A 13,548-nucleotide genomic window follows, 5' to 3' on the forward strand; every position below is an offset into this window, starting at 1 on the left:
CCCCGCCGTCCACCGGTCGACTGACCGCCCTCGGTACCTTCGGGCACCGAGGGCGGTTCCGTGTCCGGACCGGGGCTGCCACCCGGGTCGGACCGGGATTCAGGCGGGCTGCGGGGCCGGCGGCCTGGTGCGGTAGCCGCCGCCCCGGCCCGGGGGCACCAGGCAGGGCAGCAGCCAGTCCCAGAGGGCGCCGACCCGGCGGGCGCGCTCCCCGGCGGGGCAGCCGTCGGCGAACACCACCTCCAGGCCGCAGGCGGCGGCCACCACCAGGGTCTCCGGGCCGAGGCCGCCCGAGCGGTCGCGCAGCTCGCCCGCGCGGCGGGCGCCGGCCAGCAGGTCGCGGACGACGCCGGCCCAGACGCTGTGGAAGCCGCGGATGTCGGCGAAGGCCTGCTGCCCGGGGTCGGCCGCGGCGGGCCTGGCCGTCGCGGGTACGGGCGCAACCGTGGCGGGCGCAGCCGTGGTCGGCGCAACCTGCCAGCCGCCGTCCTCCCGGCCCAGGCGGAAGGCCGCCCGGATCACCGGGTCCGTCCCGAGGGCCTCGACCAGCCAGTAGCCCGCGTCGATCAGCCCCTGGAGCGGGGACGACGCGGCGCGCAGCTCCGCGCAGGCCGACCGCAGCGAGCGTTCGGCCTGCGCGGACACCGCTCTGGCCAGCTCCTCCTTGGAGGCGAAGTGGAAGTACAGCGCCCCCTTCGTCACCCCGGCGGCCGCGGCGATCTCGCCGAGGGTGGCACCGGCGTAGCCGCGGCGGTCGAACAGTGCCGCCCCCGCCTCCACCAGCCGCCCGCGCGTCCGTTCCGACCTCTCCTGGACCACCCGTCCCACAACCCCTCACAACGACAAGCAGGTTCCGACCAGACCGCGGCCGCCCCACGACGGACGCCGCGGCCTCCGACAGCCGTCCGCGGCCGGTGCCGCCGATGCGACACCGACCGGGACGGCCCGGCCCACGACCCGGACAACCGGCCGGTTCAGCCGGCCCGGCTGAACCGGGCCGCCGCCTCCGGCCCGGCGGCCGCACCGGCGGCCACACCGGCGGGCTCGCGATCCGCCGCACGCTCCGACCCGCGCTCCAACCCGCGCTCGGACACACGCTCGGGACCGGCGAGCAGGATGGAGCGCTGGAGCCGCCGCAGTCCGACCGAGGGCTCCATGCCCAACTCCCGTACCAGGGTGTTCCGCAGGCGCTGGTAGGCCTCCAACGCCTCACCCCGGCGGCCGGAGCGGTGCAGCGCGACCATGTACTGGCCGTGCAGGCTCTCGTGGGTGCGGTAGCGGTCGACCAGGACGGTGAGTTCGGCGAGCAGCACCCGGTGCCGGCCGAGGCGCAGGTCGGCCTCGATCCGCTGGTCCAACGCGCAGAGCCGGGTCTCCTCCAACCGCCGCGCCTCGACGGCCAGTTGGCCGCCGACCGGGACGTCCGCGAAGGCCGGCCCGCGCCACAGCGCGAGCGCCTCGCCGAGCAGCCGGGCCGCCCCCGGGTAGTCCTCGCCGTCCATCGCCCGGTAGCCGGTGCCGGCCAGGCGCTCGAACTCCCGGAGGTCCGTCAGTCCGCCGCCGCTGTTGAGCATGTAGCCGCCCGGCGAGGTCACCAGGACGTCCTTGGCGCAGGACACCCCCCGCGCCGTACCGGCCGTCGCGAGCGCCCGGTCGATGAGGTCGCGCAGCTGGAGCACGTACGTCTGCACGGTGGTGCGTGCGCTGCGCGGCGGACGGCCGGACCACAGCTCGTCGGCCAGCACCCCGGCCGACACCACCTGGTCCGCCCGCAGCGCCAGCAGTCCCAGCACCTGCCGCGGCTTCGGCGCCGACGGCACCACCGATATCCCGCACACCCGGACGTCCAGCGCCCCGAGCACCCGAATTTCCACGATGACCACCCCAATCACACGGAACGCCGCAGCCTCCACGGCCACGGCCGGCACCCGGGTCGACACCCTGGGTCAACTGCTACCAGTCAAAAACAGGACGCGCGGTTTGTCAATACAAAACCGAACGTGCTGTTTGTTTTGCGCGGACGTTGCGGCCCGCCACCCTCGGCAGCGCCACCGCCGCACCGTGTGACCGGGCCCGGGCAAACCAAAGGCGGCGCCGGACCCCCGTGGTCCCGTCGCCGCCGATTCGCCCGCCCCCGCCGCCCTCGCCCACCCGGATTCCCGCAGGTGGGTCGGGCGGTGAGCCGCCGTCAGCCCACCCCGACCTCCGTCTGCACCTCGGCGCGCACGGCGCCGCCCGCACCGTCCGGACCGCCGTCCGGACCGCCGTCGAGGTCGCCGCCCTCCGGGTCGCCCTCCGCCGCCGCACGGGCCGCCGCGGCCTCGGCCACCACCTGGGCACCGCGGTTCGGCCCCATCTGCAGCGAGCCGAGCACGCCCGGCACCGCGATGCTCGGCATCAGGTGCTGGTACAGCGCGGACACCCGCAGCTCCAGGTCGGCCCGACCGCAGAGCTTCTGGGACTGGATCTGCACCCCCGTCCACGCGGCGACGAGCAGCCACGCGGTGTCCGCCGGCACGACGTGCGGGAGCAGCTCGCCGCGCTCGCCGGCCGCGACCAGCAGCGCCTCGAACCGGCTGATCCAGCCGGGGATGGCGCCGCCGCCCAGATCGTCGAAGAGGTCCTGCCCGAGCGACAGCCGGGCACCCGCGCTGAGCAGCGGGTCGCGCGGCATCAGGTACGCCACCACCATCCCGGTGTCCACGAACTCCTGGAGCTTGCAGCTCCGTTCGGGAACTCCGTCCTGGACGAACTGCTCCTCCACCACGCCCTGCGCCAGATCGCGCTTCGAGGCGAAATGGAAATACACCGCACCGCGCGTCACACCGGCCCGGGAGACCACCTCGCCGATGGTCGCACCCTCGTACCCGAACTCGTCGAAGACCGAGGCCGCCGCCTCCAGGATCAGCCGACGTGTCCGGAGCGCCCGTTCCTGCCGTACCACCGAAACCACCCCGCCCTGAGCTCCCGGAAAACAAAACCAAACACCCCGTATCTTAGCTTCGCCCCACCCACGACCGACAAGACGATGCCGAGGAATCCCGCCAACCACTCCCCCTCCCCACACCCCGTCAGGCCCCACCGCCCCGTGGGTGACCGCACGCCTCGGCCGCCCCGGTGGATCGGCCTCCGGCGCACCGCCTCCGGCGCCCGAAAAACCGAACGAACGGTTTCTTCCAGGCGTTCGCCTCCGTACCAACATTCGCTCCCATCCGTACGTGACCTCCGAGCCGGGCCGGTCGTTGCACCGGATCTGCGGGATTCCTCGACGGAAGCGGGTGCGGATGGGCCTCAGGCTGGGCGTGGTGGTACTGACGATGGGCGACCGACCCCGGGAGCTGGGCGCGCTCCTCGACTCGGTGGCAGCCCAGGAGGGCGAGGCCGCCCGGGTCGTGGTGATCGGGCAGGGCGTGCGGCTGCCGCCGCTCCCGGACTGGGTCGACGCGGTGGAACTGCCGGAGAACCTCGGCATCCCCGGCGGCCGCAACCTCGGCGCCCGGCGGCTGCGCGAACTCGGCGGCGTGGACGTGGTGGTGAACCTGGACGACGACGGCCTGCTCCCCCGCACCGACACCTTCCGGCTGGTCCGGGAGGCCTTCGAGCGGGAGCGGCTCCTCGGCGTCGTCGGCTTCCGGGTCGCCGACGGGACGGGGCACACCCAGCGCCGCCACGTCCCGCGCCCGGGCTCCTCCGGCGCCCTGCGCTCCGGCAAGGTGACCACCTTCCTGGGCGGCGGCCACGCGATCCGGATGAGCGCCATCGACCGGGTCGGCGGCTTCCCCTCGCGGTTCTTCTACGCCCACGAGGAGACGGACTTCGCCTGGCGCGTCCTCGACGCCGGCTGGTCGATCCGCTACCGGGCCGACCTCCTGCTCCAGCACCCCCGGACCGAGCCCGCCCGACACGCCGCCTACTACCGGCTGACGGCCCGCAACCGCGTCTGGCTGGCCAAACGCCGACTGCCCGCCGTCCTGGTCCCGCCGTACCTCGCCTCCTGGTCGGTCTACACCCTCTCCCGCCGCCCACCCGCCGCCGGACTGCGCGCCTGGTACTCCGGCTTCCTGGAGGGCGTCCGCACCCCGTGCCCACCCCGCCGCCCGATGCGCTGGGCCACGGTCTGGCGGATGACCCGACTTGGGCGGCCCCCGGTGTTCTGACACCCGGGCGCGGGGGCCCGCTGTGGGCCCTGCTCTTGTAGCACCCCCTACCAGTCGCTACGCTCGCCGATATGAAGCAGTTGAACGTCCGACTGGACGACACCGTGCACGAGGCCCTGGAGCAGCGCGCGGAGGCCGCCGGGATGAGCCTGCCGGACTACGCGCGCAAGGTGCTGGCCGAGGAGGCGGACGAGCGGAGGGAACGGTTCCTGACCGCCGCGGCGCACTTCGCCCAGACCTGGGGGCCCGCCTTCGAGGAGGAGTTCGGGCCTTATCCCCTGAGCACCCGCGCCGCCGAGGCGGACGCCGCGTGATCCTCCGGATCGACCGGGCCTGGCTGCTCGACATCGCCCACCAGTTCCTGCCGAGCGACCCGGACGTCACCGACTACGGCACCCTCGCCGCCGCCGTCGCCCGGCACGCCGACACCGTCATGGAGGTACCGGTGTACGGGGCCGCGCACCAGCGCGCGGCAGCCCTGATGCACCAGCTGATCCGCGTCCCGGCGCTGGACTCCGCCAACGAGCACTTCGCCGCCGTGGTCGCCGCCTCCTACCTCAGCGCCTCCGGCGTCATCGTCACCGCCGAGCCCAAGCAGGCCGTCGAGCTGGCCGCCCGAATCCGGGCCGGCGACGCCGACGTCCGGGAGACCGCGGCCGCGATCCGTACCTGGTACCGCTGAGCGTTCCGGTGCAGCGCGAGAAGTCGGCCGATCCGACTTCTCGCGCGCCCGCACGTCCGTCTCCTCCCCGCAGGTGCCGGGGTCAGCCGGCGGGGCCGTCGAGGGGCCAGGTGGCGCGGTCGTGGACGTGGTCGTAGGCGGGGACTTCGGCGGCCAGGACGTCGAAGTGGAGCAGCGGGGCCCACAGGGCGCGGTCGCCGATGACGTAGAGGCGGCGTTTGGCGCGGCTGGCGGCGACGTTCAGGAGGTGCGGGGTGCCGGCGGCCCAGGCGCGGGCGCCGGGGCGGCCCGCGCCGAGGAGCAGGATCACGACGTCGGCCTCCTTGCCCTGGGCCTTGTGGACGGTGGCGCAGCGCTCGTCGAGCAGTTCGGCCGTCCAGCCGGGGAGCGTGCGGCAGGTTTCGCGGGCCTCGGCGACGAGGGCGCGGAAGGGGGCGATGATCCGCAGGCGTTCGACGGTGACGCCGTGGTGGTCGAGTCGGCCCAGGAGGAAGGTGAGGGCGCGGCGGTCGCGTTCGCCCCAGGGGGCGTCGGCGGGGCGGTCGGGGTCGGGGGTGTCGAGCCAGCGGCTGGGGAGGAGGCCGTCGTGGTCGGGGTCGGGGAAGGGCTGGGGGTGGGTGCCGTGGACCATGAGGCCGCCGTACGCGACCTCGTTGCTGACGGTGAACATGGGTTCCTCGCAGCGGCGGTGGACCCGCAGCGGTGAGCCGACCCAGACGGTCTCCTCCTCCGCGCTGGTGGGCGCGGGCAGGTAGGTGCCGTAGCGGTTGACGCGGTCGGCGACGGCCTGGGCGGAGGTCGCCGATGGCAGCCATTCCTCGTCGACGCCGTACGCGAGCAGGAGTCGGCGCTGCAGGGCGGTCGGCATGGTGACGACGGGTTCGAGCTGGAGCGGGTCGCCGACGAGGACGGCGCGGCGGGCCCGCCAGAGGGCGCCGACGGCGGCCTGCGGGGTGGCCTGGCCGGCCTCGTCGACGAGGATCCAGCCGATGGAGCCCCGGCCGAGGCGGGCGAGCATGCTGCCGATGGAGGAGAAGGTGGTGGAGACCACCGGGACGAGGAGGAAGAGGGTCTGCCAGGCGTGCAGGACCTGCTCCTCGGGGACGGGCCCGCTGTTGCCGGCCATGAGCTCCACCAGGACCTGGAGGTTGCCGCGGATCCGCTTCGCGGTGTTGGCGACGAGGGCGCGGTGCAGGTCGAGGGCGCGCAGGAACAGGTCGCTGCGGGCGGTGCTCCAGGCCTCGTCGGCCCAGGGGGCGCCGAGCTCCTGATCGTGGTCGGGGAGCCGTGGCCAGTCGAGGGGCAGGGACGGGAGGTCGGCGGCGGCCGCGCGCAGGGCCCGGTGGGCGGCGTCGAGTTCGGCGGTGGCGCCCTCCAGTTCGCGCCGGGCGGCCCACGCCTCCTGCCGGGCCCGCTCGGCCGTCACCGAGGCCGTGGACTCCGCGGCGCGGGCGGCGGCCTCCTGGGCGCGGGCGCGGGACGCGGCCGCCTCGGCCTCGGTGACGGCCGAGCTGGAGCGGGCGTCCAGGTCGGCCGCGACGTCCTCGGCCTGGGCGCAGCGGGCGATGTGGGCGCGGGCGGCCTCCAGGACGGTGCGCTGCCGGACGAGTTGGGCGAGGAGCTCGCTGCGGCTCTGTTCGCGGTGCTGCTCGGCGGCCTCGCGTTCGGCGCCGCTCCGGAGCAGCCGGCGCAGCCCGGCGCGCAGGCCCGGCTGGGCGCCGGGCGGCTCGTCGTGCAGGGCCGTCAGCACGTCGACCTGCCGGCGGTGCCCGTCGGCGTGTTCACGGGCGGCGGCCAGCGCGGCCCGGGCGTCGGCGAGGGCCTCGCGGGCCCGGGGGACGCGCTCGACCGCGGTCCGGTGCGCGGCTTCGGCGGCACGGGTGGCGGTGCGGGCCGTCTCGACGGCCGTGCCGGCGGCGGCCCGGCGGGCCTCGGCGGCCGCCGCGCGGTCGTCGGCGCGGGCGATGGCGGCGCGCAGGGCGTCGAGGCGGTGCTGGGCCTCGCCCGAGGCCGTCTCCGCCAGGGCGGCGGCGAGGCGGACGCGTTCGGCGCGCAGGCGCTCGACCTCAGTCCGGGCGGCCTTGAAGGCGGCGACGGCCTCGGGCCAGGAGGGGACGGGCTGGGCGGGGGCGGTGGGTACGGCGGCGGGTGCGGTCGTGGCCTCGGCCGTACCGGTGCCCGGGGCGGCGCGGCGGTCGCCCGGGGTGCGGGCGGGTCTGGGCACGCTGGGCGGGACCCAGTCGCCGAGGACGGCGTTCATGCCGCGCAGCGGCGGGAGCCCGGCGGCCTCGCGGGCGGTGGTCTCGTCCTCGGGCAGCCGGCCCCACCAGAAGCGCTCGGTGAACCTCGTCCGGTTGGACTTGTTGCCGAGCACGGCGGCGACCAGCCCCCAGGCGGGTGCGCCGCCGAGCAGGGCGGAGGCGAGGTCGGAGAAGTGGTCGGGGCCGTCGTGCCAGTGCTCGTCCAGGGCGTCGGCGCCGGGCAGTTCGGCGGTGATGTTCTCCACGGCGCCGTTGTTCGAGGAGGTCACCACGATCTCGCGGCCGGTGAGCCTCGGGTCGAGGGCGGAGACGAAGCGCGCGTGGACGCCCTGGCGGTCCTTGCCCCGCCAGGGGCGGCCGACGAGCGCCTCCTCGGGCCGCCGGTACTCGGCCATCACGGCGGCGCGCTCGACCACGAGGGCCGCGACCAGGTCGCGCAGCATGGTGGTCTTGCCGGTCCCGGGCGGGCCGTTGACGGAGAACAGGCCGCCGGCGTCGGCGTCCGCGGCGGTGCGGTCGGCGAGCATGCGGTTGACCGCGAACTGCTGGCTCAGCGCGAGCGGGTACCGCGCCTTGGCGGGCCAGCGCCCGGCGGGGACGAGGGCCGGGTGGACGCCGGCGAGGACGGTGGGCCGGTCCTCGCGCAGATCGGTGCGGGCACCGACCGGGATGTCCCGGCGGCCGGTCAGGTAGGCCTCCAGGGCCGGGCCGAGGCCGCCGTCGAGCGCGGCCCGGACCCGGGCCAGGTCGGGCGGCAGCAGGCTGTTGAGGAACGGCTGCGCGGCGGCGGGCTTGGCCTTCGGGTCGCGCGGGCGGTGGACCAGGCGGCTCCGGACCCGGATCACCCGCGGGTCCAGGTGCTCCTCGACACCGCAGAGGTGGGCGATCTGGGCGGTCAGGGCGACCAGGTCGGCGAGCCCGACCGGGCGCGGGCCCGCGTCCTGCGCCACTCCGTCAGCCGTCGGCTCCGGCGGCACGGGCGCGGGCTCCCCCGCCGCGCTCTCCCCGTCCGGACGGCGGGCCGCCGACCAGTCCGCGACGCGCCGCACCAGCGGCTCCGTCGCCCCGCGCACCGCGGCCCCGGCCACCTCTCCGAACAGCGCACCGACCGCCGCCACCGCCGCGCCGCCCAGGATCTCCGCGATCAGCTGCCGCCAGCCGCGGACGGCCTCCTCCCCCACGGTCACCGGGTTCGGCAGTGGCGAGGGCCCCGGCGCGTACGGAACCGGTGTGGCGGTCAGCCGCCCCACCGCGACCTCGAACGCCTCCCCCAACTCCTCGAACCCGTCCAGCCATCCGGCCACCGACGGCCCCGGGTCGAAGAGTCGACCCGCCGCCCAGCCGCACGCCGAGACCACCGAGGTGTCCTCGACCGGCCGCCCGTGCTCGTCCAGGACCAGCGCGAACATCGCGCTCCTCCCCGACAGCACCAGTTCCTCGTCCGGCACCCCCGGGTCCGGGTCGGTCCCCTCCGGCAGTACGGCGATCATCGCCTGGCGCAGCAGCTCCAGGTCGTACACCCCGCCGTACACCTCGTGCCGCCACACCATCCCCCGCGGCGCCCGCCGCGCCGCCGTCTCCGGATGCTCCGGCGCCCACGGCAGCACCACCGCCGCCTGCCCGGCCACCGGCGTCACATCCACGACGACCGCGTCCGACGCCCGGGGACGGCCGGCCCGACGCTTCCGCGGGACCTCCGGAATCGGCGGCGGACTGAACAACTCAACGGCCCGCCAGCACTCCAGCAGACCCCCCACACGCCCGTCCCCGCTCCGCACCCGTCGCCCCCTGCGTCGAACCCACGGCACCCGGCCACTTCGTGTGCCGATCAGCCGGGCGCAGAATCTACCGGACGCCGGACGGGTAGGCCGAGTGCCCACCGCGCGCGCACGCCTCCCCGCACCGCCCGGCACGATGCCCCGTAACACTCCGGCACAGGCATCAGCAGTGGATCGAGGTCTAGGCTCACGGGAGTTGACGTTCCTCGGCTTCGGGAGGATGACCCATGGCAGCCGTGCACGTGACCGTGTGGGATGACCGCGACCGGGCCGGAGGAGGCCGGGCCCCGACAGCGTCGGGAGCCCCGGCGACCCCGACGGCCGTCCCCGCCCTCTTCGTCCACAACATCTTCAGCTGGGGCAGCGACCCCGCGTACGGGTTCGCCGGGCAGCGGCCCCTCGCGGACAGCCGACGGCTCCTCCTGATGGACCGCCGGGGCTACGGCGACAGCCCGGACACCGCGCGCAGCGACTTCGACGTCGACGCCCAGGACATCGAGGGTCTTCTCGGCGACGGGGCCTCCGCCGCGGGGTTCGGCGGCGCCCACCTCGTGGGGCACGGCAACGGCGCCGTCGCCGCGCTCATCGCCGCCGCGCGCCGACCCGACCTCGTCCGCTCCCTCGCCCTCGTCCAGCCCTCCGCCTTCACCGCCGCCGCGCACCACCCGGTCGTCGCCGAACTCCTCGACCGGGTGCGCGACGGCGCCCCGGGCATCCCGGACGACGTCACGCCGGAGCAGTACCTGCGGGCGTCCACGGAGGGGCTGGGGATGGCCATGCCCGAGCCCACGCCGCGTCGGCTCCGTGCCGTCGCCACCTCCATGGGGGAGCGGCCCGTCTGGGAGGCGCGGATCCCGCTGGAGGCGATCCGGCGCGCCGCCCTGCCGGTCCTGGTGGTCTGCGGAACCTGGGAGCAGGCGCCGGCCGCGTACCGCGAGCACGTGGGGCTCCCCCTCATCGCCGTGGCCGAGTCCCTCACGGACTCCCTCGGCGGCCGCCTCCTGCGGGTGCCCGGCTACTACCCGCACACCCAGGAGCCCGGCGCCGTCAACGCCGCCCTGCGGGAGTTCTGGGGCTGACCCGGTTCCGCGAGGGGATCCGGAGGCCGTCGCACAGCTACCGGTTCATCGCTCAACCGGTGTGTGCCGTCGTGGAGTCGGTCGGCCCGAAGCCGGCCGCGGGGTGGTCCCGCAGCCGGCGCCGGGCGGTGGCACGCGGAGCACGCGTGCCGGGGGCGGGTGCTCAGGCGGAGATGCCGCAGTACTGCTGCTGCTTGCCGATCGCGCGGTAGACGCAGTCGGCCGTCTCCACCAGGCGGAGGACCGCTTCGCGGTTGCGGGCGGTCTCGCGGCCGATGACCTCGTCGGGCGGGTAGAAGCCGCTGCTGCCGTTCGGGCCGGGGTACATCTCGAAGGTGTAGGCGAAGACCCGCTGGGCGCCCCACAGCCAGTCGTCGATCGCGCCGTCGGTGATGTAGAGCTCGCTGGACTGCTCGGGCGTGTAGCCGTTGGTGCCGGCCATGTCCCGGCCGATGGCGGCGAAGGTGTTGTACTCGTCGGCGGTCATGCCGGGGGCGGTCTCGGCGGTGGTCCAGCCGAACGGCCAGAGCACCAGTTCGCTGTAGGTGTGGAAGTCGATGGCGGCGGTGATCTGCTGCTTGCCGCCGACGACCCGGCTGCGGACGAAGTCGGCGACCACCTTGGTCTCCTTGGCGGACTCCGGGGCGCTGCCCCGGTAGGTCTCGTTGGAGGTGGAGCCGGAGGAGCCGCCGCAGCAGCCCCACTTGTAGTTCCAGTTGCGGTTGAGGTCGGTGCCGACGCTGTTGCTGCCGGAGTTCGGCTGGCGGTCCTTGCGCCAGCTGCGGTAGCGGCCGGTGGCGATGTCGTACTCGCCGCCGTCCGGGTTGAGGTCGGGGATCACCCAGATCTCGCGGCTGTTGACGGCGTTGGCGATGCGGCTGTCGGTGGCGTACTTGTCGCCGAACTCGTGCAGCAGGTAGAGCGCCATCTCGACGGTGAGGTGCTCGCGGGCGTGCTGGTGGGCGGTGAACAGCACCTCGGGCTCGTCCTCGTCGGTGCCGACGTTGTCGCTGATCTTCACCGCGACGATCGGACGGCCCTCGTAGGAGGTGCCGATGACGCGCTTGCTCATGATGTCCGGGTGCGCGGCGACGACGGCGTCGATGTCGGCGGTGGCCTCGGCGTAGTTGTGGTAGCCGGAGTCGGCCGGCGGGAAGTCGTACACCGGCCCGGCCAGGCCCGCGCCGCCTCCGTCGCCCCCGTCGCCGTAGCGGGGACCGGGCAGCGCGACGGGCGACCAGCCGAGCGTCCGCAGCCGGGCGGCCTCGGCGGGGGTGGCGGTGACCACCACCGCGTCGGGCAGGACGGCGTCGACGGAGGCACCGGTGGCGGCGACGGCGGTGCGCTCGGCGACGGTGCGGGGGCCGTCGAGCCGGTACTGCCGCGCGCCGTCGTTGTCGGCGGCACCGACGGTGAACGGGGCGGGGGCGCCGGTGTCGGCGGCACTGGCGGTGAGCGGGGTGGCGAGGGCGAGGGCCAGCAGGACGGCGGTGGCCGCGGCGGGCTTCCCTCGGCGGGGCAGTCGCATGACTGTCCTCCTGTGGGGGTCCGTGGGGGGCGGAACGGTGGAGGAGGTTCGGCGCGCGCCAGCTTGATGGTCCGCCAGTGTCATGGGTTCGTCAAGACATCGGAAAGCCCGCGATCCGGCGACGGCCGGCACGGGCGAACCAGAAGGCCCGACGGGCCCCACAGGTCGCCAACCCGCACCGGCGCCGCCGACCACTCGCGTCCAGGAGGAGGGCGTCAAACACTTACCGATGGACCTGACGCCGTCCCTCCTGCCCCACGGGTGAACAACGGGAGAGCGAGGACTGGCCTGGGACCCGGATCGCCCAGCGGGAGGCTTCGGGCGGCGGCGGCCCGGGGATCGTGGTGAGAATCCGGTCGGGGCGCCTGCCAGGCTGGGCCCCCGCACGTCCGACACCTCGCCAGGAGGACCGATCATGCGAAGAATCCTGCTCACTGCCGCGGCCACGGCGCTGGCCGCCGTCACCGGTCTGGCGGCCGCTCCGGTCGGCGCCGCGACCGTCCCGCCCGCCTCCGCCGCCTCCTCCGAAACACCCGGGGCGCCCGGGGCCGTCGCCGGTCAGGGCGGGTGGGAGGCGTGGCCCACGCCGGCCTCCGACCTCCCGGCCGGCTCCCGCTGCGACTTCCCCGTGCACCTGGAGCCCGTCGTCGACGAGGGGCAGCGGCGGGTGCTGGAGTACGCCCCCGACGGCACCACCGTGCGGCGCGCCGCCTTCCGGGGCGCCCTCGTCCTGCGGATCACCAACGCGACGACCGGCGCCTCGTACGTCGCGGACGCCGGTGGCCGGGCTGTCGTCGACTACCGCGCCGACAGGTCCCAGACCTGGCACGCCCACGGCCCGGTCCTGCTCGGCGTCGGCCCGAACGGCGGCAACCTGCCCCGCGACCTCTACCTCGTCGACGGCGTCTACACCATCGACATCAGCTCCACCGGCTACAAGACGCTGACCCTCAGGCACGGCTCCGCCGAACCGCTCTGCGCGAAGCTCGCCTGACAGCCGCTGGAGCATCCCCGCCACTTCTGCGGCTGCCCCGTCCGGCGCAGCGTGGCGCGCGCCGCGGGCGGGGTGCTGCGATCTTCGGAGGGCACCCGGTCGCCGCCCGACGGCCGGGTCCCGTCGTCCCGAGACCGTGGAGGCCCGGATGTGGCAGGCTCCTCCCGCCCCCGTCAGCCGTGAGTGGCTCCCGGTGCTGGACATGCCGGCGCCCGCCCCGCAGAACCGCTGGACGGTGCTGCTGCGCGCGCTGCTGCTGATCCCCCAGTTCGTGGTGGTGTGGGTACTGTCGGTGGTGGCGTTCTTCGTCACCGTCGTCGGCTGGTTCGGCGCGCTGGTGCTCGGCCGGCTGCCCGACTTCGTGGCGGACTACCTCACCGTGTTCGTCCCGTACGACACCCGCGTCACCGCGTACCTGATGCTCACCGTGGACCGCTATCCGCCGTTCCGGTTCGAGGTGCCCGAGTACCCGGTGCAGGTCGAGCTGCGGCCGGGCGAGCTGAACCGGCTGGCCGTGCTGTTCCGCATCATCCTGGTCATCCCGGCCTCGATCGTGCAGGGCCTGGTGTACGCGGGGTGGTGGACGGTGTCGTTCGTCCTCTGGCTGGTGGTGCTGGTCCTCGGCCGGATGCCGCAGCCGCTGTACGAGGCGACGGCCGCGATCCTGCGCTACCGGGTGCGCTACACCGCCTATCTGACGATGATCTCGTCCGCCTACCCCAAGCGCCTGTTCGGCGACGAGCCGGGCAGCGAGCCTGCGGGCCCGGTCTCGGCCACCCGCCCGCTGGTCCTGAGCGGTGCCGCGCGCGGCCTGCTCGTCCTCTTCCTGCTCCTCGGCCTGGCCTCCTCGCTGACGGGCTCGATCACCGCCTCGGTGAACTCGGACGACGACGACAGCGACGACAACGACAGCACCGCCCCGACCCAGCGCGTCACCGCGCCCCTCGTGCCGGGCCCCGCCGACCGTGCTCCTCGGGGGCCGCTCGGCGAGGCGTAGCGGGTAGCAGGTAGCGGGTGACGGGTGACGGGTAGCGGGTCCGCGGCCACGCCCGATCCGGGGGCGCGTACG

At 75.1% G+C, this 13,548-nt stretch carries 11 protein-coding genes; 6 read left to right on the forward strand and 5 right to left on the reverse strand.

What is annotated here, in order from left to right:
- Positions 1 to 99: 99 nt before the first annotated feature.
- The 3 genes from ACFVU7_RS29410 to ACFVU7_RS29420 all read right to left on the reverse strand — a co-directional run bounded on the left by ACFVU7_RS29410 (position 100) and on the right by ACFVU7_RS29420 (position 2,944).
- Positions 100 to 819: a ScbR family autoregulator-binding transcription factor gene (locus tag ACFVU7_RS29410; RefSeq protein ID WP_117486142.1), complete on the reverse strand. Its 720-nt coding sequence runs from the start codon at positions 817 to 819 to the stop codon at positions 100 to 102.
- Positions 820 to 974: 155 nt separating this feature from the next.
- Positions 975 to 1,874, reverse strand: a complete 900-nt coding sequence (locus ACFVU7_RS29415) for a BTAD domain-containing putative transcriptional regulator (protein WP_380782533.1) — start codon at positions 1,872 to 1,874, stop codon at positions 975 to 977.
- A 314-nt stretch (positions 1,875 to 2,188) separates the two neighbouring features.
- Positions 2,189 to 2,944, reverse strand: coding sequence for a ScbR family autoregulator-binding transcription factor (locus ACFVU7_RS29420; RefSeq protein WP_388048030.1), 756 nt, complete (start codon positions 2,942 to 2,944; stop codon positions 2,189 to 2,191).
- Between the two features lie 340 nt (positions 2,945 to 3,284).
- On the opposite strand from ACFVU7_RS29420, the gene ACFVU7_RS29425 reads away from it, so the two are divergent.
- The 3 genes from ACFVU7_RS29425 (at position 3,285) to ACFVU7_RS29435 (ending at position 4,839) form a co-directional block, all read left to right on the forward strand.
- The gene (locus ACFVU7_RS29425) at positions 3,285 to 4,157 is read left to right on the forward strand and encodes a glycosyltransferase family 2 protein (protein ID WP_388048031.1); all 873 of its coding nucleotides are present in this window, start codon (positions 3,285 to 3,287) and stop codon (positions 4,155 to 4,157) included.
- A 71-nt stretch (positions 4,158 to 4,228) separates the two neighbouring features.
- Positions 4,229 to 4,471 carry a plasmid mobilization protein gene (locus ACFVU7_RS29430; RefSeq protein WP_143204553.1) on the forward strand — a complete coding sequence of 81 codons (243 nt, stop codon included), beginning with the start codon at positions 4,229 to 4,231 and terminating at the stop codon, positions 4,469 to 4,471.
- A complete protein-coding gene (locus tag ACFVU7_RS29435; protein ID WP_074002898.1) occupies positions 4,468 to 4,839 on the forward strand; it encodes a fic family toxin-antitoxin system, toxin component in 372 nt (123 codons plus the stop codon). Before ACFVU7_RS29430 ends, ACFVU7_RS29435 begins: the two co-directional genes overlap by 4 nt.
- An 82-nt stretch (positions 4,840 to 4,921) precedes the next feature.
- On the opposite strand, the gene ACFVU7_RS29440 is transcribed toward ACFVU7_RS29435, so the two are convergent.
- Positions 4,922 to 8,743 carry a DEAD/DEAH box helicase gene (locus ACFVU7_RS29440; protein WP_388048032.1) on the reverse strand — a complete coding sequence of 1,274 codons (3,822 nt, stop codon included), beginning with the start codon at positions 8,741 to 8,743 and terminating at the stop codon, positions 4,922 to 4,924.
- A 362-nt stretch (positions 8,744 to 9,105) separates the two neighbouring features.
- On the opposite strand from ACFVU7_RS29440, the gene ACFVU7_RS29445 reads away from it, so the two are divergent.
- Entirely contained in the window at positions 9,106 to 9,957 is an 852-nt protein-coding gene (locus tag ACFVU7_RS29445) for an alpha/beta fold hydrolase (RefSeq protein ID WP_388048034.1), read from the forward strand.
- Between the two features lie 163 nt (positions 9,958 to 10,120).
- On the opposite strand, the gene ACFVU7_RS29450 is transcribed toward ACFVU7_RS29445, so the two are convergent.
- On the reverse strand, positions 10,121 to 11,485 hold the full coding sequence (locus tag ACFVU7_RS29450) for a M14 family metallopeptidase (protein ID WP_388048036.1): 1,365 nt from the start codon (positions 11,483 to 11,485) through the stop codon (positions 10,121 to 10,123).
- 415 nt (positions 11,486 to 11,900) lie between these two features.
- On the opposite strand from ACFVU7_RS29450, the gene ACFVU7_RS29455 reads away from it, so the two are divergent.
- Positions 11,901 to 12,479, forward strand: a complete 579-nt coding sequence (locus ACFVU7_RS29455; RefSeq protein WP_388048038.1) for a hypothetical protein — start codon at positions 11,901 to 11,903, stop codon at positions 12,477 to 12,479.
- Positions 12,480 to 12,627: 148 nt separating this feature from the next.
- Positions 12,628 to 13,476, forward strand: a complete 849-nt coding sequence (locus ACFVU7_RS29460) for a DUF4389 domain-containing protein (RefSeq protein WP_388048039.1) — start codon at positions 12,628 to 12,630, stop codon at positions 13,474 to 13,476.
- Positions 13,477 to 13,548 lie beyond the last annotated feature (72 nt).

This window comes from Kitasatospora sp. NPDC058046 (assembly GCF_042885595.1).
Classification (GTDB): Bacteria; Actinomycetota; Actinomycetes; order Streptomycetales; family Streptomycetaceae; genus Kitasatospora.